Below are 20526 nucleotides of genomic sequence, written 5' to 3'. Positions count from 1 at the left end.
GCGCACCGCCGACGCCTCCGGCCGTTCTTGGCTGGTTGAGCTGGCCTAGAAGATCATCCTCTGGTCGCCGCCATCGACGTCGAGGTTCGAGCCGCAGATGAAGCTGGAGCGGTCCGAGGCCAGGAACGCGACCGCGTTGGCGACGTCGCCCGGCGTGCCCCAGCGCCCGAGCGGCACATCGGCGGCCCAGCCCGCCTCCTGCTGCTCCAGGCTGCGGCTGACATAGATGTTGCGCTCGACCTGCGCTGTCCCGGCCGATGGCGGCCCGATATGCCCGACGGAAACGCCGGTCACGAGCACGTTGTCGGGCCCGAGATCGTCCGAGAGCGACTTGACGAAGGCGTGCTGCGCCGCCCCCACCAGCGCCGAGGCGATCCGCGCCTTGTGCGGCACCTTGGCGGCGTCGCTGATCAGCACCACGATCCGCCCGCTCTCCTGGCCGCGCAGATGCGGCGCGGCGGCGCGGGCGAGTTCCCACGGGCCGAGCAGCTTGCGCTGCACCAGCCCGGCGACCGCCTCAACCGGCACCTCCTCGATCGTGCCCGTGACCTCGGCGTCCGAGTTCAGCACCAGGACGTCGATCTTGCCGAAGCGGGCGATGGTCTCGGCAACGAGGCGCTTCGCCTCGCGCTGGTCGAGGCCGTCGCTGCGGATGGGGAGCACCTCGGCCCCCTGTCCCTTCAGCCGTTCGGCCGCGCGGGTGAGCTCCGCGCCGTCGCTGCCGACGATCACCAGCCGCGCCCCCTCCTCAGCCAGCGATTGGGCGATGGCCTCGCCGATCTTAGTGGTCGCCTCCGTGATGAGCGCGACCTTGCCTGTGAGCCCAAGCTCCATCTTCTGTTCCTCGCCTAACCGAAAACGTAGCGGTTGTAGCCGCCGTCGATGCTGACGGAGCTGCCGCAGATGAACCCCGCGCGGTCCGAAGCCATGAAGGCGACGGTGTCCGCGACCTCCTCCGGCGTGCCCAGGCGGCCGAGCACGGTCGCGCGGGTGAAGCCGGCCGAGGCGGTGGCCTTGTCGACGCCGCGCTCGCGCATCTCCTTGGCGACGAGCCTCGTCACCAGCTCGGTCTCGATGCATTGCGGGCAGACCGCGACGACGCGGATGCCCTGGCGCGCCAGCGCATCAGCCACGTTCTTGTTGAGCGCCATCTTCGCGACGTTGGTCGTGCCGGAGGGCAACCGGTCGGGATGGCCGTGGCGCGCCGCCTGGCCGATGACGTTGACGATCCGCCCGTCGCCTTGCCGGCGCATCGCGGGCATGACCGCCTGGATCATGCCGAGGAAGCCGAACAGCTTCTCATGAAGCTGCTTCTCCAGCATCGGGAAGGTCGTGTCGTCGATCGTGCCGCGGATATGCGTGCCGGCGTTGTTGACGAGGATGTCGACCCGCCCGAACCGATCCAGCACGGACTGCACCGCCGCCGGATAGGGATATCCCTCGGTGTCGCCGACATCGGCCGCGACGGTCATGACCTGCCCGCCGCCAGCGGAGAGCTCGGCGGCCGCCTCGTCGAGCGTGCTCTGCGTGCGCGCCAGGATGGCGACCGAGGCGCCCTCGTCGAGCAGGCGGCGGGCGATGGCCTTGCCCAGACCGCGGCTCGCCCCCGTCACCAGCGCGACCTTTCCCTTCAATCCAAGATCCACGTGCTTTCTCCTCCCAGTATCGCGGAGACCCGAGCTGGTTCCGCGAGCAATTCGTGTCGATGCGCTCGGTGGCGGGGTCAGTAGGTCGCCCTGCCCCCGGACAGGTCGAAGACCGCCCCGGTATTCACGGTGCAGGCGTCGGAGCAGAGCCAGATCGCGAGCTCGGCCACCTCATGGGGCTCGATCAGGCGCTTGAGCGGGCTCTTCTCGACCATCGCCTGCACGTGCTGCGGCGTCATCTGCTCGAGCAGGCGGGTCCGCACCGCGGCCGGCGCGAGCGCATTCACCAGCACGCCGGAGCCGGCGAGTTCCTTGCCCAGCGATTTGGTCAGCGCGATCACGCCTGCCTTGGCGGCGCTATAGGCCGAGGCGTTCGGCGTCCCTTCCTTACCGGCGAGCGAGGCGATGTTGAGGATGCGCCCCCAGCCACCTTTGCGCAGCAGCGGGACCGCGGCCTGGCACAGGTTGAACGTGCCCATCAGGTTGACCTCGATCACCCGCCGCCACTCGTCGGCGGGATAGGTCTCGAGCGGCACCGTCGCTCCCGCGTAGCCGGCGTTGTTCACGAGGATGTCGAGCTTCGGCAGGCGCTCCAGCGCCCGCTCGATCGAGGCGGTGTCGGTGACGTCGACCTGGACATGGTCGGGATCGTTGCTGGGATCGCGGTCCCAGATGACGGTCTGCGCCCGCGCGCCCCGCAGCATCGCGACGATGGCGGCCCCGATCCCGTTCAGCCCGCCGGTCACCACGGCGACCCGGCCCGAAAGGTCGTAGCGTGCGGCGCCCCGCACGGCCTGCATGTCGATGGCTGTCATCAGGCGCGCTCCGCCTGCCCGAACCTGGCCGCAAAGCGGGCCGAGTCTGGGCACATAGCTGCGCGAACGCCGGCATGGCCGGTCGCTGTCCCGCTGGGCATCGTTTCTTCCCTTGTCTATATTGTGGACTTTTTGTCCATCTGATGATCTATTAGTGTCCGATCTCCAGATGCTGTCAAGTGGCGTCATGATCGGAAAGCGGATCGGCGAGGTCACCGGCCCGCGAGCACGGCGCGCCACGCAGGGGTTTGGGCGAGGCTTGGGGCAGCCATCGCTTCGGGAGGCGAATCTGGCTACCGGACGGGCCCGGACCTATACTGAACCAGGGCAAGGCGGCCGTATTCCGGCTGCGTTCAACAGGGCATACCGAGCAACATGACCAATCTCGCCGGGACGATCGAGACGGACGAAGCCCCCTCCGCCAGGGAGAAGATCCCCGGCACGGCGGCCTTCTCGAAATTCGTCGCGGTGCTGCAGATCGTGGCGGATTCACCGGGCGAGCTCAGCATGGCCGAGCTATGCGAGCGGGCCCGCCTGCCGCGCCCGACCGTGTACCGCATCATTGCCGCGCTGCGGGCGGAGGGCTTCGTCGGCGATGCCGAGCGCCTCGCCCTGGGCCCGCGCCTGATCAACCTGGCATCGCAGAGCTGGGTGAAGTTCGACCTGCGGACGCTCGCCAGGAGCGAGATCGAGGACCTGCGCAACCTGACGGGCGAGACGGTGCACCTCGCGGTCCCCAGCGATACCGAGATGGTCTATATCGACAAGCTCGAAAGCCCGCAGGCGGTGCGCATGACCTCGCGCATCGGCACGCGCGTCATGCTCCATGCCAGTTCCGTCGGGAAGGCCTATCTCGCCGCGCTCGCCGAGGCCGAGCGCGCGACCCTGCTGGGCCGGCTCAAGCTGCTGCGCATGACGCCCCAGACCATCACCCGCCGCAAGGACCTGGAGGCGGAGCTGGAGCGCACCATCGCGCGCGGCTATTCGGTCGACGGCGAGGAGACTGAGCCCGGCACGCAGTGCCTGGGCGCCGCGATCCGCAGCCGCTCCGGCAAGCCGATCGGCGCGATCAGCGTCAGCGTGCCGAAATACCGTTTCGACCAGGCCGCCGAGGAGCGCTATCCGCAGCTCGTCGTCGAGTGCGCCCGGCGCATCTCGGCGAAGTTCGAGCACTCTCAGAGCCCGGCGGCGGACTGAGCAAGAGCCATCTCGGCGGGTATGAAGGCCGGCGGCGACGTGACGCCCGTCGCCGGGTTCACGAGGCTGGCCTCGCCCAGCAGCCAATCCTCGAAGATCGCGAGCGCCTGCGGTTTCTGGCGGTCACGCGGATAGACGAGGTAATAGGCCCAGGCCGTCTCGGCCCGGATGCCGAAGGGCTCGACCAGCCGCCCGCTGCGCAGGTCGTCCTGGATGAAGGCGGGCTGGGCGATCGTGATGCCGGCGAGGTCGATCGCCGCCTGGTAGGACAGCGCCGAGTTCTCGAACCTGATCCCGTCGGTGGCGTCGAGGTCGAACAGCCCCGCCGCGGCGAGCCAGGTCTCCCAATCGTTCGGCCGGTGCGTCGAGGAGAGCAGGGTGTGGTTCGCGAGGTCGCGCAGGTCGCGCAGCTTGCCCTCCGCGATCAGGGCCGGGCTGCAGACCGGCGTGACGGCTTCGCCGAAGAGCCTGATCTGGCAGACATTGGACCCGGCCGCGGCAGTCGGCCCGCAGGCGTCGGACTGGATGCAGGCCTCGACGTCGCCGCGCTGGAAATCCGCCGGCTCGTGCGAGGTGGTGATCTGCACCTCGATGCCGCGGTTCGCCGTGTGGAAGCGGGCGAGGCGCGGAACCAGCCAGCGCAGCGCAAAGGTCGGCGGCACGCGCAGCCGCAGCGCCTGCTTGCCAGACGGGCGGTGCAGCCGGTGCGTCGCGTCGGCGATGATGTCGAGCGCGGTCCGCACCGGCTCGAAATAGGCCTCGCCGTCGCTGGTCAGAACCGTCCCGGCGCGGTTGCGCGTGAACAGCCTGACCGCAAGCCGGTCCTCCAGGAGCGCGACCTGGCGGCTGACCGCGCCATGCGTCACGCAAAGCTCCTGCGCGGCGCGCGTAAAGCTCGCATGCCGCGCGCAGGCTTCGAAGGCTCTCAGCGCGTTGAGCGGAGGCAGGTTGCGGGCCATGGCGTTTCCCTTGTGAGTTTCTCTCACATTTCTATGCGAATAAATCGGTTGTGTGGCGGAAAATTATCGCCAAACCTCACCCTAGGCAACGAGCGGCCGTGCCGCCTGAAAGCAAAGCCTAATGCCCGCCAAGAGGCAACATGCAATCGAGGAGGAAACGAAAATGAAAACTCAGCATTTCCTGAGATGAAACGCTGACGCCTTTCTGGACGCGAAGACCCTTCGACCTGACCGGCGACCCAATCCATAGGTCACACGATGCTTGATACGATTGCTTCGGCGGGAGAGCCGAGGACTTTGCACGCCAAGCTTTGGGACAGTCACGTCGTTACGGAGCGGGACGACGGCACGACGCTGCTCTATATCGACCGGCACCTGGTGCACGAGGTCACCAGCCCGCAGGCCTTTTCCGGGCTGGCGCTGGCCCGGCGCCCGGTCGCGCGGCCCGAGGCCACCTTCGCCGTGCCCGACCACAACGTCCCGACGATCGACCGGCGGCTCGGCATCAAGAATGCGCTGTCGCGGCGGCAGGTCGAGGTCCTCGAGCTCAACTGCAAGACGCACCGCATCCCCTTCATCCGCCTCGACGATGCGCTGCAAGGCATCGTCCACGTCATCGGCCCCGAGCTCGGCCTCACCCAGCCGGGCGTCACGATGGTCTGCGGCGACAGCCACACCTCGACCCATGGCGCCTTCGGCGCGCTCGCCTTCGGCATCGGCACGAGCGAGGTCGAGCATGTGCTGGCGACGCAGACCCTGGTGACGAAGCGGGCGAAGTCGATGCGCGTCACCATCGATGGCGAGCTGCCCTTCGGCTGCTCGGCCAAGGACCTGGCGCTCGCCGTCGTCGGCAGGCTCGGCGTCGCCGGCGGCACCGGCTACGTCATCGAATACGCCGGAAGCACGGTGCGCAGCCTGTCGATGGAGGGCCGGATGACCCTCTGCAACATGAACATCGAATGCGGCTCCTCCTCGGGCATCATCGCGCCCGACGAAACCACCTTCGACTATGTCCGCTCGCGCGAGCACGCGCCTAGCGGCGGGGAATGGCAATCCGCCCTCGACTGGTGGGGCTCGCTGCGCAGCGACGACGGCGCCGTCTTCGACGCCGAAGTGCATATCGATGCCGCGACGATCGCGCCCTATGTCACCTGGGGCACCTTGCCCGACCAGGTCGCGCCGATCGACGGCCGGGTGCCAGACCCTGCCGACGCCCCGAACGAGCTGCAGCGCCAGGCGCAGGAGCGGGCGCTGGCCTATATGGGGCTGGAGCCCGGCCTCCCGCTCACATCGGTTCCGATCGACGTCGTCTTCATCGGCTCGTGCACCAATGGCCGGATCGAGGACCTGCGGGCCGCGGCGGGGGTCGTCGCCGGCCGCAAGGTCTCCAAGCATGTGCGGGCCATGGTCGTGCCGGGTTCCGGCCGCGTCAAAGCGCAGGCCGAGGCCGAGGGCCTGGACAAAATCTTCCTCTCCGCCGGCTTCGAATGGCGCGAACCGGGCTGCTCGATGTGCCTGGGCATGAACGGCGACCTGGCGGAGGCGGGCCAGCGCTGCGCCTCGACCTCCAACCGCAATTTCGAGGGCCGTCAGGGCCGCGGCGCCCGCACCCATCTGCTCAGCCCGGTCATGGCCGCCGCTGCGGCCTTGGACGGCCGCCTGTCGGACGTGCGCCGCCATCTCGGCCGGGACCGCCTGCATGGATAAGTTCACCCAATTGCGCGGCGTCGCCGCGGTGCTGCCGCAGGCGAATGTCGACACGGACCAGATCATCCCCAAGCAGTTCCTGACCACGACGGAGCGGACGGGGCTGGGCAAGGGTCTGTTCTACGAACTGCGCTACGACCCGCAGGGCGTGGAGATCGCGGATTTCGAGCTGAACCGCGAGCCGTTCCGGCAGGCGCGCATCCTCGTCGCCGGCGAGAATTTCGGCTGCGGCTCGAGCCGCGAGCATGCGGTCTGGGCGCTGCTCGATTTCGGCATACGCTGCGTCATCGCGCCGAGCTTCGCCGCGATCTTCCAGAACAACTGCCTGAAGAACGGCATCCTGCTGATCGCGCTTCCGCCCGAGGCGATCGAGCGCTGCCTTGCGGCGCTGCAGGAAGCCAACCTGCCGGAGCTGGATGTCGACCTCGAACGCCGGCAGATCACCTTGCCGGGCGGAACGGCGCTCCCGTTCCAGGTCGACGAAGGCAGCCGAACGCGGTTGCTCGAAGGCCTCGACGACATCGAGGCGACGCTGCGCCAGGCGGACGAGATCGCGCGCTATGCCGGCCGGTCGCGCCAAAGCTTCCCCTGGCTCTGGCGCGGGGAATCCCAACCCGCCGCGACGGAAACCTGAGGATGGCAAGCGCCGCCCCCGACCTTGCGCCAAATGCCGAGCTGCATTGGGTCGCCTATCTCGACCTGAAGCCGCAGATGACGGCAGCGGCGCTGGCCGGAATCGGGCAATGGCTGCAAGGGGACGGCTCCGCCGGCAGGTTGCGGGCCTGCTGGTATTCCGTGCTGGGGCCTGCACACCGCATCCTGCTCTGGCGCAGCTTCGACGGCGCCGCTGCCCTCGACGCCGCCGGCCTCGAACTCGCCTGCAGCGACAATCCCTATGGCGTGGGCGATTGCCTGGTCCGGCTGAGCGGCAACGCTTTCCGCAAGGTGCCTTTCGCGGGCGATCTCCCGGAGACGTCCGCAGGGCCGTTCTTCGAGCTGCGCGACTATACGCTCAAGCTCGACGGGCTCGACAAGCTGATGGAGCTCTGGCGGCCGCTGCTGCCGGCCCGGCTCAGCCTCGCGCCCTGGGTCACCGCCATGTACGCGCTGACCGGGACCGCGCCGCGCATGCTGCACATCTACCCCTGGACCAGCCTGGAGCAGCGCACAGAGATCAGGGACGGCGCCGCGGCCATAGGCTGGCCCCCGGCGGAGGCTCCCCGCCAGATCCTGCATCAGGACGTGACGATCTACCGTGCCGCCGAGTTCTCGCCGCTTGGGGGCGCCCCTTCATGTCAGGCCGCGGACATCCGCCAAGCGGAGCTTGCGCCATGATCGCGACGGCCATGGACAAGACCCGCTTCGACCTCACGCTGATGCGGCTGCACCCCCGCACGATGCCGGCTGCGCTCGAACGGGTGAGGCGCTGGCTCGAGGGCCGCCCCGGCCAGCTCATCGCCTGCCTCTATTCGGATATCGGCACGGTCAACCAGCTCCTGCTGCTGCGGCGCTTCGCTGATGCCGCGGACCTGCTGGCGGAGCGCGACGCGGCGCTGCGCGAGCGCGACCCGTTCGGCGTCAGCGAGTTCTCGCTCGGCCTGAGCATGGACCTGTGGGCGGCATTGCCCGGCATTCCCGCCCCCGGCCAGCCGGCGCGGGGTCCGCTCTTCGAGCTCCGCACCGACCGGCTCAAGCCAGGCAGGCTGGCTCGGGCGCTCGCCGCCTGGGGCAGGGCAGAGCCCGGCCTGATGCCCGCCGCCGGCTTCTTCACCCTCGCGGCAGATGCGCCCCAGATCGTGCATCTCTGGCCCTGGTCATCGGACGCCGGGCGCATCGGCCCGTCGGATGCCGACTCGCCGACCGACATCGCCGGCCGCCTCGGCGGGGCGGAGAACCTCGCAGCGCAGCGGACGGAACTCTTCCGCGCCGCCGCCTTCTCGCCGCTGCAATGATCGGGACGCCCGTGAGCATGCGCGTCGATGTGAAAGAGACCCCGGTGACCAGACCTTCGCTGCGACAGATCCACGATGCCGCCCGGCCGCTGGTGGTGCCGCTCGCCCATGACGCGCTCTCCGCCCGCCTGATCGAGCGCGCCGGCTTCCCCTCCTTCAACATCGGCGGCTCCTCGCTGCTCGCCGCCCGCCATGGCCTGCCCGATCTCGGCCTCGCCGGCATGGGCGAGATGGCCGCCGCGATCCAGGACATCGTCCAGTCCGTCTCGATCCCCTGCCTGGCCGATGCCGATGACGGCTATGGCGACGTCAAGAACGTCGTCCATACCGTGGAGACCTATCACCGCATCGGCGTGCGCGGCATGCTGATCGAGGACCAGTCGCGAGACACCAAGCGTCCGGGCGAGCAGGCGGCGCAGGCGGTCGTGCAGGTCGAGCTGATCGAGCAGAAGCTGCGCATCGCGCTGGAGCGACGCCCCGACCGCGACTTCGTCATCATCGGCCGCACCGACGCGGCCGGCACCGAGGGGCTCGACGCCGCCCTGCGACGCGCCGAGCGCTTCCTCAAGCTCGGCGTCGACGGCGTCTTCGTCGCCGGGCTCAAGTCGACCTCCGACCTCGAACGCACCGGCGCGGCCTTCAAGGGCCAGTGGAACATGACGGTGATGCCGGAGGGCGGGCGCATCGCCTGGCACACGCCGCAGGAGCTCTACGCCATGGGCTTCTCGCAGGTCGTCTACACCAACAGCCTGATCCTGCGAGCGACGGGCGCGATGGAGCAGGCGCTGGACCAGATCAAGGGGCTCGGCGCCGGCACGGCCGCGGCGATCGGCCCGGCCGAGGGGCTGGCGACGCAGGCGTTCGACGACGCCGTGCAGATGCGCAAATGGCGAGAAATCGGGGAAGCGTCCCGTGTCTAGAGCATCGGACCGAAAAGTGGAATCCGGTTTTCGGAACAATCCGATGCAATAGCAAAAGCCTAGATCGCCACATTGCGTCCGATAGGACGCACGGCGATCTAGCGACGGGGCGGGCAACGACAGAAGAACGAAAAGGGAGAGCGCTATGAGGACATTTCGAATTCGGGCTTTTGCCGCCGGCGCCGCCGTGCTGGCGGCCCTGGCGGCCGCGCCAGCCTTCGCCCAAGGGCGGCCCAAGATCACCGCCGCCCAGGCCGGCGACGGCTTCCAGTTCCTGACGCAGCAGCTCGCGATCAAGGCGGGCTTCTTCGAGAAGGAGGGCTATGACGTCGAGATCGCCGATGTCGGCTCCGGCCCGCGCGTCGTCGCGGCTTTGATGGGCGGCAGCGCCGTCTATAGCGGGCTTGGCCTGATCAACCTGCTCAACGCCCGCGCCCAGGGCGGCGAGCTCGTCGCGGTCGCCTCGGAATCGAGCCTGATCGACATCCAGCTCGTGCTTTCCAATGCCGCCATCGCCAAGACCGGCATCGACGCGGCCATGCCGATCGACGAGAAGATCAAGCGGCTGAAGGACCTGCGCATCTCCATCACCTCGCCGGGCAGCAGCACCGACACGATGCTGCGCACCCTGCTGCGCGCCCGCAGCATCGACCCCGACCAGGTGCTCAAGGTCATCCCGACCGGCGGCGGCTCGAACATGCTGGCGGCCCTGGAGAAGGGCGCCAGCGACGGCTTCGTCTGGGGCGCGCCGCAGACCCTGATGGCGGCGAATTCCGGCATCGGCAAGATCGTCATCGACCCGTTCAAGGCCGAGGTGCCGGAGGTGAAGGGCGTGCCCTACATCGTCATCACCACGACGATGGACACGATCAAGAAGAAGCCGGAGATGGTCCGCGCCACCGTGCGCGCCATGACCCGGGCGATGCAGTTCGCGCGCGAGAACCCGGAGGAGGCCAAGAAGGTCGTCCGCCCGGCCTTCGCCGAGATGGACGACAAGGTCTTCAACCAGGCCTGGGACAACTACTACAAGGCCATCCCCGAGACGCCGGCGATCTCTCGCGAGGAGTTCGAGCGGACCAAGACCTGGCTCAACATCACCTCGAAGAAGCCGCTGACCGTGGGCTATGACGAGTCGGTCTACGGCAAGTTCGCCGACGAGGCCGCCGCCGAGCTGCTGAAGAAGAAGTGACGGGGCGCAGCGTCGTGAGCACCGATCAAGCCGTGCGCACCAAGGCCGGAGAGCGCCGGGCCGTCCTGGTCTGGCAGATCGCCTTCGGCCTCGGCGCGCTCGCGCTCTGGGAGCTGACGGGGCGGGTCTTCGGCTCGACCTGGACCAGCCTGCCGAGCCAGATCGCCCAGCGCCTGCTGCTCTGGGGCGGCACCGACCTGTTCCGGCACGTCTACGTGACGCTGACGGAGGTCTTCGTCGGGCTCGCGCTCGGCACGGTCGCCGGCGTCGTCGCCGGGCTGGCGCTGGGGCGCACGCAGACTTTGGCGCTGGTCCTGCGGCCGATCATCGTGACGCTCTACAGCGTCCCGCTCGTCACGATGGCGCCGCTGCTCATCCTCTGGTTCGGGCTGGAGATGGAGTCGAAGATCGTGCTGGTCACGGTCGTCGTCTTCTTCCTGATGTTCTTCAACACCTTCGCGGGCGTGCAGTCGATCGACCCGCTGCTCGTCACCACACTCGACCTGATGGGCGCGACCACGCTGGAGCGGTACCGGAAGGTGATCGCGCCGGCAGCGATGGCCTGGATCTTCTCCGGCATCAAGATCGCCCTGCCCTATGCGCTCTCGGCCGCGACGACAGGCGAACTGCTCGGCGGCAGCTACGGGCTCGGCACCCTGCTGTCCCGGGCCGGCTCGCAATTCGACATGACCGGTCTCTACACGGCGCTGATCGTGCTGCTCGTCATCGGCATCCTGCTCAGCGAGGGCGTGGCCTTCGTCGAAAATCACCTGCTGAGGTGGCGCCATGTGGCGGAATAAGTCTCAAGACACAGGGGAGCACGCGCTCATGGAGCCCGTTTCCGCCGCGCTGCCGGAGAAGATCAACTTCTCGGGCGTCGGCAAGACCTTCTTCGTCCGCGGCACGGAGGTCCAAGCTCTTCAGCCGATCGATCTCGCGGTGCGGGCGCGCGAGTTCGTGGCGCTGGTCGGCCCGAGCGGCTGCGGCAAGTCGACCCTGCTCAACCTCGTCGCCGGCCTCCTCCAGCCGAGCGAGGGCAGCGTCACCTATGACGGCAAGCCGGTGCAGGGGCTGAACTTCCGCGTCGGCTACATGACGCAGAAGGACACGCTGCTGCCCTGGCGCAGCGCGGCCGACAATATCGGCGTCTCCCTCGAGCTTCACTGCCGCTCGGTCTCGAAGGCCGAGCGGGCCGAGCGCATCGCGGCGATGGTCGATCTCGTCGGCCTCAGCGGCTTCGAGAACCATTTCCCTGGCGAGCTCTCGGGCGGCATGCGCAAGCGCGTCGCGCTGGCCCGCACGCTGATCTACGAACCCGAGACGCTGCTGATGGACGAGCCCTTCGGCGCGCTCGACGCCCAGCTCAAGCTGGTGATGCAGGACCAGCTCCAGCGCATCACCCAGGACCGCAAGATGACGGTGCTCTTCGTCACCCATGATCTCGGCGAGGCGATCGCGATCGGCGACCGCGTCGTGGTGTTCAGCGGCCGCCCCGGCCGCATCCGGGCCATCCGCGACGTCACGCTGCCGCGGCCGCGCGACGTCTTCCGCATGCGCTTCTCCGAGGAGTTCAGCCGCCTGCACGAGGAGCTCTGGGACGAGCTCAAGGACGAAGTCGTCAAGGGCACGGATATCTGAGATGGCAGCGCGTTCGGCGACATCGATGCGGGTGAGGGCCGGCGACGGCCAGCCGCAGGGCGGCTTCACCGCGCTGGTGACGAGCCTGCCGGGTCTCATCATCGCCCGCCTGCTGATCCTCGCCGTCTTCCTGCTCTTCTGGGAATACGCGTCGGGCACGCTGATCTCGAGATTCTGGGTCTCGGCCCCCTCCGCCATCTTCGGCATGCTGGTGACCTGGTTCACGGACGGCTCGATCTGGCCGCATCTGGAGGCGACCCTGCTCGCCATGGGCGTCGGCTACCTCATCGGCTGCGGGCTCGGCGTCGGCTGCGGGCTCATGCTCGGCTTCCTGCCGATGGTCCAGCGCATCGTGATGCCCTATGTCTCCGGCCTCTACGCGTTGCCGAAGATCGCGCTCGCGCCGCTGCTGGTCATCATCCTCGGCATCGACATCCCCTCGAAGATCGCGCTGGTCGCGATCACCACGATGTTCCTCCTGCTCTACAGCACGCTCGACGGCATCCGCGACGTCGACCGCGACCTCGTCCAGACGCTCAGGCTGATGGGCGCGACGCGCGCCGAGATCATCCGCAAGGTGCTGATCCCGGCGACCCTGCCCTGGATCTTCACGGGCATGCGCGTCGCCGTGCGCTACGCCTTCACCGCTGCGGTGCTCGGCGAGCTGATCGCCGCCAACCAGGGCGTCGGCTACCTGATCGAGGCCAATGCCGGCCTCTACGACGCCACCGGCGTGTTCGCCGGCGTCTTCATCATCGTCGTCTTCAGCGTCGCCATGACCGAGCTGCTGACGCGGGTCGAGGGCAGGCGCGCGCCGCCGGCTTGAGGCAGGCCAGTTCCAAGAGAAGGTTTTCACCTGAATGACGGCTGTTCGAATTGCGATCATCGGGGCCTCCGGCGCGATCGGCGTGCGCCATGTCGGCTTCCTCCAGAAGAACCCGGCGACGGAAGCCTGCGCGCTCGTCGACACGGCGCCGCAGGCCGAGGAGCTGGCGCGCCGCAACGGCATTCCCTTCTTCGCCGACTACCGCGCCATGCTCGACGAGGTCCGCCCCGACGGCGTGATCATCGCCACGCCCAACCGGCTGCACGTGCCGATGGCGCTCGACTGCATCGCGCGCGGCATCCCCACCCTGGTCGAGAAGCCGATCGCCGACGAGATCGGGCCCGCGCTCGAACTGACGGCGGCGGCCGAGAGCAGCGGCGTGCCGGTCCTGATCGGCCATCACCGCCGGCATTCGCCGATCGTCCAGCGCGCCGTCGAGGTCATCAAGGCCGGCGAGCTGGGGCAGGTCGTCTCCGCCGTCGCCATGCATCTGCGCCGCAAGTCCGACGCCTATTTCAAGGCGCAGTGGCGCCGCGAGGAGGGCGGGGGGCCGCTGCTGATCAACGGCATCCACGAGCTCGACACGCTGCGCGTGCTCTGCGGCGAGATCGAGGAGCTGCAGGCGACGACCTCAAACGCCGCGCGCGGCTTCGCCGTCGAGGACACCGCCGCCATCACCATGCGCTTCCAGAACGGTGCGCTGGGCACGTTGACCCTCTCCGACGCAGTCCAGGCCTCCTGGGCCTGGGAGCTCTCCTCCGGCGAGGATGTCCGCTACGCGCAGGAGCTGACCAACGCCTTCCTGATCTGCGGCACGAAGGGCTCGCTCGCATTGCCGACGCTCGACCTGTGCTGGAACGAGCGCGGCGGCGGCGAGGCCGACCCGTTGCTGCGCAAGCGCCTGCCGATCGTCCCCGCCGATCCCTGGTATGTCGAGGTCGACCATTTCGCCAAGGTGATCCGCGGCGAGGAGAAACCTCTGGTGACGCCGGCCGACGGGGTGCGCACGCTTGCGGCCATCGAAGCCGTGAAGGAATCGGCCAGGACGCGCGCCTGGGTCAGGATCGACGATCTGATCGACCGGCACCGGACGCAGCCGTCGCCCCGCCAGACCGGTACGAGGAGCTGACCGGCATGTCTCAAGCCCACGAAGACAAGCGCATCGCCCTCGTCACCGGCGCGGCCCGCGGCATCGGCCGCGCCATCGCCGAGCGCCTCGCCCGCGACGGCATCTCCCTGGTGCTCGGCGATGTCGAGCGGGACCTGCTCGATCAGACCGTGGGCGAGTTCAACGCCGCAGGCCGCGAGGCGCACGGCCTCGTCCTCGACGTTTCCAGCGAGGATTCGGTCGCTGCGGCTATGGCGGAGATCGCCAGGCGTTTCGGCAGGCTCGACATCGTCGTCAACAATGCCGGCATCATGCCGCGCGTCGAGGGGCGCAATCCCCGCGTCGAGGAGACGCCGCTCGCGATCTGGCAGGCGACGCTGGCGGTCAACCTGACCGGCACGTTCCTGGTCTGCCGGGCCGCGATCCCGCTGCTGCGCAAGAGCCGCTCCGGCCGGATCGTCAACATCTCCTCGCGCGCGGCGCGGATGAGCACCTCGGGCAACAGCCATTACTCGGCCTCGAAGGCCGGCATCATCGGCTTCTCGCGCGTGCTCGCCAAGGAGCTCGGGCCGGAGAAGATCACGGTCAACTGCATAGCGCCCTCGGCCGTCGAGAACGCCATGCATCAGGGGCTCGCCAGCGCGCAGGCGCATATCGACAAGCTGACCCAGGACACGCCGCTGCGCCGGCTCGCGACGGGCGAGGACATCGCCAACGGCGTCGCCTTCCTCGCCTCCGACCAGGCGAACTTCATCACCGGCACCATCCTCGACGTCAACGGCGGCAGCTACATGGCCTGACGGCCAAGCGCCCGTCTCAACGATCCAGTCCGCGCAGGTTCCAGAGCGCGAGCAGCGTCGCGAGCGCGACGAGCGCGAAGGCGACGTCGAAACGCCCGCTGAACGAGAGCACGAGAGAGAAGCAGATCGGCCCGAAGACGTAGCCGGCAAAGATCAGCAGCGTCGCGCCGGCCGTCGCCTCGGCCACGAGCCCGGCCGGGGCACGCCGCGAGATCTCGGCGACCTGCACGCCGTTCCAGCTCGACACCGTGACGCCGGCGATGCCCACTACGACGACGAGGGCCGCCAGCGGCCAGTCCGGTGCGGCAAAGACCAGAGCCAGCGTCGTCACCGCCGAGGCGACGGTGTTCGCGCGCAGCACGGCGACGGAATTGGCGCGGTCGGCGAGCGCGCCGAGGACGATGCGGCCGAAGATGCCGGTCAGCTGCATGATCGCGAAGATCACCCCGCCCATCTCGAGCGAATAGCCCATCCGGATCACGGCGAACGAGACGAGGAAGGCCACCCAGCAGCCGTGGCCAATGCTGAGCCAGACACCGGCGAAGCTCAGCTTCAGCAGCTCCGGCGAGCGCGCCAGCGCCAGTAGCGGAGTCCTGATGTTGTCCAGCGCCAGGAATGTCCGCAGCCCCACCGCCTGGGCGATATCGCGCCCGGCATCGACCTGCCCGCGCAGCGCCTGCGTCGCCAGCACGACGATCAGCGTCGGCAGCAGGACCGCGCCCAGCACCGCCGGCCAACCGCCCTGGACGAGCGCGACCGGCAGGACCATCCCGGCCAGCACACCGCCGATCGGCACGCCCGCCTGCTTGATCGAGAAGACCAGGTTGCGCCGCGCCGCCGGGGTGTAGCGATGCAGGATGTCCGTGCCGGCCGGGGTCGACGGGCCATAGCCGAAGCCGATGAAGAAGCTCGCCAGCACGGCAACGGCCGCCGTCGGCCAGGACAGCATGACGGCGCCCGCGGCCGAAATCAGCAGGCCGATCTGCGAGGCGCGCACCGGGCCGAAGCGCCGCGTCAGCGGGCTGCCGATCAGCAGGAACACGATCGAGCCGACCATGCCGATGCTGGCGAGGAAACCGGCCGTGCCCTCGCCCCAGCCGAGCTCCTGCGCGAGTGCCGGGGCAAGCGTGGGAACGACGCGCAGGATGTAGGCCGCCGCCATTTGCAGGCCGAGCGTCACCAAGAGCGGCGCTATCCAGACCCAGCGCGTATCGGCTTTCGAATGCATACCGGTATCAGCCGTCCCACGCGCGCCGATGGCAGGCTCGGAGCTTAGCCCGATTCTCTGGACTCATCTCGGCAGCCGACCAAGAAATCGAGCCGCCGGTCAGCTGGTCACGCTGTCGGCCTTCGGCGCGCCGGCTTGCGTCAAGGGCGGACGCGCGCCGCTGGCGAACTCGTCGGTCAGCTTGGCCCTGACGCGCATCAGCCCGGCAGCGAGCAGGCCGCCATCGACCGGGATCTCCGCGCCGGTGATGAAGCTCGACTCGTCCGAGGCGAGGAAGAGCACGAGCTGCGCGCATTCCTCCGGCTGGCCGTGCCGCCCCATCGGGGTGACCATCCAATTGGCCTCCCAATGGCCCGGGCGCGCGTCGCGCTGGAAGGTCGTCTCCCAGATCTGGCCGGGATGGATCGAGTTGACGCGGATGTTCCAGTCGACCAGGTCCATCGCGGCACATTTGGTCAGGCCGCGCACGCCCCATTTGCTGGCGCCGTAGGCGACGTCGTAATGCGCGGTCATGCCGGCGGTCGAGGAGACGTTGATGATCGAGCCGCCGCCCGAATCCCGCATCAGCGGCGCCAGCGCCTGAATGCCGAGCAGCGGGCCGGTGAGGTTGACCTCGATGACGCGGTGCCAGCTCTCGATGTCGATGCTCATCAAGCCCTTGCGGCTGATCGTGCCGGCATTGTTGACGAGGACGTCGAGGCGGCCGAATTCCGCGCGCACGATGGCCGCGGCGGCCTCCCAGTCCGCGCGCTTGCTGACGTCGAGATGGATGTAGCGCGCCCGGCCTCCCGCCTGCTCGATCTCCACTGCCAGGCGCTGGCCCGGCTCGTCGGCAATGTCGCAGATCACGATCGCGGCGCCCTCAGCCGAGAAGAGCCGTGCCTCGACGGCGCCCTGCCCCGCGCTGCCGCCGGTGATCAGGATCGTCTTGCCTTGCAGTCTAGCCATAGCTGTTTCCTGTCCATGCCTTTGCCTGGCGAGAGGCGGGCGCGCCCGCGCCCCGCGTCATTCTTCCTGGAACGCTTCCTGCCGGATGCCGCGAATGGCGGGGACCGCGACGATGACCGCCAGGATGACCGCCACGGCGAGAAGCACGATCGAAATGGCGCTGCCGACGAAGACACCGTAATCGCCGCCCGAGATCAGCAGCGACCGGCGGAAATTCTCTTCCATCATCGGCCCCAGCACGAAGCCGAGCAGCAGCGGCGCGGGCTCGCAGTCGAGCTTCAGCAGCACGTAGCCAACGAGGCCGAAGAAGACCATCACGTAGATGTCGAAGACGCTGGAGGAGACCGAATAGACGCCGATCGAGCAGAAGACCAGGATCGCGCCGAACAGGTACTTGTAGGGCACCTTGAGGAACATCACCCAGATGCCGATCAGCGGCAGGTTGAGGACGACGAGGATCAGGTTGCCGACCCACATCGAGGTGATCAGCCCCCAGAACAGGGCCGGCTCCTTGGTGATGATCAACGGGCTCGGCTGGATGCTGTGGAGGATCATCGCCCCCATCATCAGCGCCATCACCGCATTGGACGGGATGCCGAGCGTGAGCAGCGGGATGAAGGAGGTTTGCGCCGCGGCGTTGTTGGCCGATTCCGGGCCCGCGAGCCCCTCGACCGCGCCCTTGCCCATTTCAGGCGCATAGCGCGACACTTTCTTCTCGCAGGCATAGGAGGCGAAGGAGGCCAGCGCCGCGCCGCCGCCGGGCAGCATGCCGAGCAGCGAGCCGATCGCGGTGCCGCGCACCATCGGCGCCACCATCCGGCGCATCTCGGTCCTGGACGGCCAGAGCGAGCGGAATGGCACCAGGATGCGCTCGGGCAGGTTGCCGCGCTCGAGATTGCTGATGATCTCCGGCAGGCCGAACAGGCCGACCGCAACGGCGACGACGCTGAAGCCCTCGGTCAATTCGGGAAAGGCCGAGGCGAAGCGGGAGGTCCCGGTGTTGATGTCCGTCCCGACAAGGCCGAGCAGGAGCCCGAGGATCACCATGGCCACCGCCTTCGACAGCGCGCCCGACGAGATCACGACCGCGCCGACGAGACCGACCGTCATCAGCGCGAAATTCTCGGCCGGGCCAAAATGGAAGGCGAAGTTCGACATCGGCCCGGCGAAGGCGGCGATCGCCAGCGTCGCGACCGTTCCCGCGAAGAAGGAGCCGAGCGCCGAGATCGCCAGCGCCGCGCCCGCACGCCCGCGCTTCGCCATCTGGTGGCCATCGATCGTGGTGACGACCGAGGAGGTCTCGCCGGGAAGGTTGACCAGGATCGCCGAGATCGAGCCGCCATATTGGGCGCCGTAGTAGATGCCGGCGAGCATGATCAGGCCGGAGGCCGGCGCCATGCCGTAGGTGATCGGCAGCAGCATCGCGATGGTCGCGAGCGCGCCGACCCCCGGCAGGACGCCGACGAGCGTTCCGACGACGCAGCCGATCAGTGCATAGAGCAGGTTCGCGGCGGTCAGCGAGACGGAGAAGCCGAGCAGGAGGTTGTTGATCAGGTCCATGGCCGGCTCCCCGTCAGAATGAGGGCCAGATCGGCATCTGCAACCCGAGCGCCCAGGCGAAGATGACGACGCACAGGACGCAAAGGACGAGGCCGGCGGCGAGCGCCTGCTTCAAGGAGTAGTCCGGCGCGGCACGGCTGGAGAGGAGGACGGCTCCGACGATCGCGAGGACGAGCCCGATATCGTCGAACAGAACGGCGAACAGGCAGATCGATCCGAGGACGAGGAGCCCCGCCTTGAGGTCGACCCGCTCCAGCCGCCGCAGCGCCTTGCCGCCCGCCGCCGAGCGGACCGCGATCACAGCGCCGGCGATTGCCAGCAAGGTCCCGAGCACGAAGGGAAAGTAGCCCGGCCCCATCTTCGAGGCCGTGCCGAGATTGTAGCTCGTCGCGGTCAATGCGAAGACCGCGCCGATCGCGAGACAGGCGCTGCCGAGCGCGAAGTCCTTGTGGTCTCTTATCTGCATGAAGTCAGCCGCGCCTTGGACGTCCCGGGCGGGGCAGGGGCTCCCCGGCGGCATCGCTGCCGGGCAACGCCCCTGCCCCGTTGGCCTGCTTGATCGAGTTGGCTACTGCTTCTCGAGGCCGAGAGAGCCGACGATCCGGCCGTATTTCTCGCGCTCCTTCAGGACGAATGCGCCGAACTCGTCCGGCGTCATCGGCTGCGGGCTGAAGCCGCCCTTGCTGAGCTGCTCGCGCGCGTCCGCGGGGGCGAGGACCTTGCGCACGTCTTCCGAGATCTGCTTGACGATGGCGTCGGGAGTGCCGGCCGGCGCCCAGAGCCCGAACCAGGTCAGGTTCTCGGCGCCCGGAGCTCCGGCTTCCGCGACGGTCGGCACCTCCGGCAGCAGCGCGGAGCGCTCCGCCCCCGTCACGGCCAGGGCGCGCAGGCCGCCTTGCTGAACCTGGGCGATCGAGGTCGGGATCGTCACGTAGTTGACCGGGATGCGGCCGGCGACGACATCGAGCAGGCCTTCCGCGCCGCCTTTATAGGGCACGTGGGTCATCTTCATGCCGGTGACGTATTGCAGCAGCTCGCCGCCGATATGGTCCTGCGTGCCGACTGCGGTGGAGGCCCAGCTGAACTTGCCGGGCGAGGCCTTCACCAGCGCGACCAGCTCCGAAAGCGACTTGGCCGGGACGCCGGGATGGACCGCGACCACATAGGCAGCCGAAGCGCTCAGCGTGATCGGCCTCAGGTCCTTGGCCGGGTCGAAGCCGAGATTCTTGTAGAGATATTGGTTGACCGTCATCACGCCGCCATAGCCGGCGAAAAGCGTGTAGCCGTCGGGCTTCGCGCGCGCGACGGACTGCGCGCCGATATTGCCGCCGCCGCCGGGCTTGTTCTCGACGATCGCCGTGTGCCCCCACAGCGCGCTCAGGCGCTCGGCGACGATGCGGGCGACGAGATCCGTGCCGCCGCCGGGAGGGTTCGGCACGACGAGCTTGACCGTTCGCACCGGGTACTGCTCAGCCCATGCGCCTGAAGACATGCCAGCCGCAAGGGCGGCGAGCAGCACTGTGACTTGACGACGATTCACCTTGGAATCCCTTCCCCTCGTTGTTTTTTATGATTGCGGCCAGCTTGCTCGGCTAAGCGAGAATACAGCACCGCCCGGCCGGAAGCGCTCAACGCTCTTCAAAAAGATGATCGCCGATGCCTTTCGTTTAAACACTGCCTATCGGCCCATGGATGGATACGCATTCGAATAATACAGGCGCCAACTTCTTCGAATTCGCGATCTAAACTGCGAAATTGATCTTAACCCAGCGAAGTCTTAAACAATATCAAGTCGCATCCGGCATGAATTCGTGAGCCATGGCCTAATCGCAGTCAATCGATTATTTGTGCGCCTGTTGTGAGGTCCGCTCACAATAGACGACGGGCGCATGAGCCGCGGACACCCTTCGTTCAACCCATTGCGCGCCTTCGGGGCAACGCCGCGCACCATCGCAGCTTCGCGCGCGCTGTGGAGACGAGTTGGGAGCGACTCACGGCGCCGTTAACCAGCCGGTGGCCGCGCTGGAGGGCAG

General features: G+C 68.3%; 21 protein-coding genes. 12 read left to right on the top strand and 9 right to left on the bottom strand.

The genetic code is table 11. From position 1 onward, the window contains the following. Nucleotides 1–45 precede the first annotated feature (45 nt). From DWF00_RS01920 to DWF00_RS01910, 3 genes are all read right to left on the bottom strand, one after another. A complete protein-coding gene (locus tag DWF00_RS01920; RefSeq protein ID WP_114828837.1) occupies nucleotides 46–834 on the bottom strand; it encodes an SDR family NAD(P)-dependent oxidoreductase in 789 nt (262 codons plus the stop codon). Between the two features lie 14 nt (nucleotides 835–848). Next, nucleotides 849–1646: an SDR family NAD(P)-dependent oxidoreductase gene (locus tag DWF00_RS01915; protein ID WP_181832591.1), complete on the bottom strand. Its 798-nt coding sequence runs from the start codon at nucleotides 1644–1646 to the stop codon at nucleotides 849–851. 77 nt (nucleotides 1647–1723) lie between these two features. Beyond that, a complete protein-coding gene (locus tag DWF00_RS01910) occupies nucleotides 1724–2461 on the bottom strand; it encodes an SDR family NAD(P)-dependent oxidoreductase (RefSeq protein WP_245973704.1) in 738 nt (245 codons plus the stop codon). Nucleotides 2462–2836: 375 nt separating this feature from the next. Here DWF00_RS01910 and DWF00_RS01905 point away from each other — a divergent pair, with 375 nt between their 5' ends. Beyond that, nucleotides 2837–3658, top strand: coding sequence for an IclR family transcriptional regulator (locus DWF00_RS01905; RefSeq protein ID WP_114828835.1), 822 nt, complete (start codon nucleotides 2837–2839; stop codon nucleotides 3656–3658). Here DWF00_RS01905 and gcvA read toward each other — a convergent pair. Continuing rightward, nucleotides 3637–4617: a transcriptional regulator GcvA gene (gcvA, locus tag DWF00_RS01900; protein ID WP_114828834.1), complete on the bottom strand. Its 981-nt coding sequence runs from the start codon at nucleotides 4615–4617 to the stop codon at nucleotides 3637–3639. The genes DWF00_RS01905 and gcvA overlap by 22 nt on opposite strands. Nucleotides 4618–4875: 258 nt before the next feature. On the opposite strand from gcvA, the gene leuC reads away from it, so the two are divergent. From leuC to DWF00_RS01845, 11 genes are all read left to right on the top strand, one after another. Continuing rightward, nucleotides 4876–6324, top strand: a complete 1449-nt coding sequence (gene leuC, locus DWF00_RS01895; protein WP_114828833.1) for a 3-isopropylmalate dehydratase large subunit — start codon at nucleotides 4876–4878, stop codon at nucleotides 6322–6324. Beyond that, a complete protein-coding gene (leuD, locus tag DWF00_RS01890; protein ID WP_114828832.1) occupies nucleotides 6317–6958 on the top strand; it encodes a 3-isopropylmalate dehydratase small subunit in 642 nt (213 codons plus the stop codon). The genes leuC and leuD overlap by 8 nt, the downstream gene beginning before the upstream one ends. A gap of 2 nt (nucleotides 6959–6960) precedes the next feature. Continuing rightward, the gene (locus DWF00_RS01885) at nucleotides 6961–7659 is read left to right on the top strand and encodes an NIPSNAP family protein (RefSeq protein ID WP_114828831.1); all 699 of its coding nucleotides are present in this window, start codon (nucleotides 6961–6963) and stop codon (nucleotides 7657–7659) included. Then, nucleotides 7656–8276, top strand: a complete 621-nt coding sequence (locus tag DWF00_RS01880; protein WP_114828830.1) for an NIPSNAP family protein — start codon at nucleotides 7656–7658, stop codon at nucleotides 8274–8276. Before DWF00_RS01885 ends, DWF00_RS01880 begins: the two co-directional genes overlap by 4 nt. 44 nt (nucleotides 8277–8320) lie before the next feature. Continuing rightward, nucleotides 8321–9196: an isocitrate lyase/PEP mutase family protein gene (locus DWF00_RS01875; RefSeq protein ID WP_181832590.1), complete on the top strand. Its 876-nt coding sequence runs from the start codon at nucleotides 8321–8323 to the stop codon at nucleotides 9194–9196. Nucleotides 9197–9341: 145 nt separating this feature from the next. After that, a complete protein-coding gene (locus tag DWF00_RS01870; protein ID WP_114828828.1) occupies nucleotides 9342–10385 on the top strand; it encodes an ABC transporter substrate-binding protein in 1044 nt (347 codons plus the stop codon). A gap of 14 nt (nucleotides 10386–10399) precedes the next feature. After that, nucleotides 10400–11185, top strand: coding sequence for an ABC transporter permease (locus DWF00_RS01865; RefSeq protein ID WP_181832589.1), 786 nt, complete (start codon nucleotides 10400–10402; stop codon nucleotides 11183–11185). 28 nt (nucleotides 11186–11213) lie between these two features. Further along, the gene (locus tag DWF00_RS01860; protein ID WP_114828826.1) at nucleotides 11214–12023 is read left to right on the top strand and encodes an ABC transporter ATP-binding protein; all 810 of its coding nucleotides are present in this window, start codon (nucleotides 11214–11216) and stop codon (nucleotides 12021–12023) included. Nucleotide 12024: 1 nt separating this feature from the next. After that, nucleotides 12025–12849: an ABC transporter permease gene (locus DWF00_RS01855; RefSeq protein ID WP_114828825.1), complete on the top strand. Its 825-nt coding sequence runs from the start codon at nucleotides 12025–12027 to the stop codon at nucleotides 12847–12849. A 34-nt stretch (nucleotides 12850–12883) separates the two neighbouring features. After that, on the top strand, nucleotides 12884–13978 hold the full coding sequence (locus DWF00_RS01850) for a Gfo/Idh/MocA family protein (RefSeq protein ID WP_114828824.1): 1095 nt from the start codon (nucleotides 12884–12886) through the stop codon (nucleotides 13976–13978). A gap of 5 nt (nucleotides 13979–13983) precedes the next feature. Next, a complete protein-coding gene (locus DWF00_RS01845) occupies nucleotides 13984–14757 on the top strand; it encodes an SDR family NAD(P)-dependent oxidoreductase (protein ID WP_114828823.1) in 774 nt (257 codons plus the stop codon). Between the two features lie 16 nt (nucleotides 14758–14773). On the opposite strand, the gene DWF00_RS01840 is transcribed toward DWF00_RS01845, so the two are convergent. The 5 genes from DWF00_RS01840 to DWF00_RS01820 form a co-directional block, all read right to left on the bottom strand. Next, nucleotides 14774–15985 (bottom strand): MFS transporter, encoded by a 1212-nt coding sequence (locus DWF00_RS01840; RefSeq protein ID WP_114828822.1) that lies wholly within the window; start codon nucleotides 15983–15985, stop codon nucleotides 14774–14776. Between the two features lie 99 nt (nucleotides 15986–16084). Continuing rightward, nucleotides 16085–16933, bottom strand: coding sequence for an SDR family NAD(P)-dependent oxidoreductase (locus DWF00_RS01835; protein ID WP_114828821.1), 849 nt, complete (start codon nucleotides 16931–16933; stop codon nucleotides 16085–16087). Between the two features lie 57 nt (nucleotides 16934–16990). Continuing rightward, entirely contained in the window at nucleotides 16991–18493 is a 1503-nt protein-coding gene (locus DWF00_RS01830) for a tripartite tricarboxylate transporter permease (RefSeq protein ID WP_114828820.1), read from the bottom strand. Between the two features lie 13 nt (nucleotides 18494–18506). Next, nucleotides 18507–18959, bottom strand: a complete 453-nt coding sequence (locus DWF00_RS01825; protein ID WP_181832588.1) for a tripartite tricarboxylate transporter TctB family protein — start codon at nucleotides 18957–18959, stop codon at nucleotides 18507–18509. 102 nt (nucleotides 18960–19061) lie between these two features. Continuing rightward, complete coding sequence (locus DWF00_RS01820; RefSeq protein ID WP_147283677.1) at nucleotides 19062–20033, bottom strand: Bug family tripartite tricarboxylate transporter substrate binding protein; 972 nt, start codon at nucleotides 20031–20033, stop codon at nucleotides 19062–19064. Nucleotides 20034–20526 lie beyond the last annotated feature (493 nt).

Origin of the sequence: Allobosea caraganae, assembly GCF_003351345.1 — a bacterium.
GTDB classification, from domain to species: domain Bacteria; phylum Pseudomonadota; class Alphaproteobacteria; order Rhizobiales; family Beijerinckiaceae; genus Allobosea; species Allobosea caraganae.
This window is presented reverse-complemented; position numbering and strand designations above follow the sequence as displayed.

Coding starts and splice junctions, on each gene's coding strand:
- DWF00_RS01870 (WP_114828828.1), top strand. CDS start 9,342: ATGAGGACATTTCGAATTCGGGCTTTTGCCGCCGGCGCCGCCGTGCTG.
- DWF00_RS01920 (WP_114828837.1), bottom strand. CDS start 834: ATGGAGCTTGGGCTCACAGGCAAGGTCGCGCTCATCACGGAGGCGACC.
- gcvA (WP_114828834.1), bottom strand. CDS start 4,617: ATGGCCCGCAACCTGCCTCCGCTCAACGCGCTGAGAGCCTTCGAAGCC.
- DWF00_RS01880 (WP_114828830.1), top strand. CDS start 7,656: ATGATCGCGACGGCCATGGACAAGACCCGCTTCGACCTCACGCTGATG.
- leuC (WP_114828833.1), top strand. CDS start 4,876: ATGCTTGATACGATTGCTTCGGCGGGAGAGCCGAGGACTTTGCACGCC.
- DWF00_RS01845 (WP_114828823.1), top strand. CDS start 13,984: ATGTCTCAAGCCCACGAAGACAAGCGCATCGCCCTCGTCACCGGCGCG.
- DWF00_RS01855 (WP_114828825.1), top strand. CDS start 12,025: ATGGCAGCGCGTTCGGCGACATCGATGCGGGTGAGGGCCGGCGACGGC.
- DWF00_RS01860 (WP_114828826.1), top strand. CDS start 11,214: ATGGAGCCCGTTTCCGCCGCGCTGCCGGAGAAGATCAACTTCTCGGGC.
- DWF00_RS01835 (WP_114828821.1), bottom strand. CDS start 16,933: ATGGCTAGACTGCAAGGCAAGACGATCCTGATCACCGGCGGCAGCGCG.
- DWF00_RS01885 (WP_114828831.1), top strand. CDS start 6,961: ATGGCAAGCGCCGCCCCCGACCTTGCGCCAAATGCCGAGCTGCATTGG.
- DWF00_RS01905 (WP_114828835.1), top strand. CDS start 2,837: ATGACCAATCTCGCCGGGACGATCGAGACGGACGAAGCCCCCTCCGCC.
- leuD (WP_114828832.1), top strand. CDS start 6,317: ATGGATAAGTTCACCCAATTGCGCGGCGTCGCCGCGGTGCTGCCGCAG.
- DWF00_RS01850 (WP_114828824.1), top strand. CDS start 12,884: ATGACGGCTGTTCGAATTGCGATCATCGGGGCCTCCGGCGCGATCGGC.
- DWF00_RS01825 (WP_181832588.1), bottom strand. CDS start 18,959: ATGCAGATAAGAGACCACAAGGACTTCGCGCTCGGCAGCGCCTGTCTC.
- DWF00_RS01910 (WP_245973704.1), bottom strand. CDS start 2,461: ATGACAGCCATCGACATGCAGGCCGTGCGGGGCGCCGCACGCTACGAC.
- DWF00_RS01830 (WP_114828820.1), bottom strand. CDS start 18,493: ATGGACCTGATCAACAACCTCCTGCTCGGCTTCTCCGTCTCGCTGACC.
- DWF00_RS01840 (WP_114828822.1), bottom strand. CDS start 15,985: ATGCATTCGAAAGCCGATACGCGCTGGGTCTGGATAGCGCCGCTCTTG.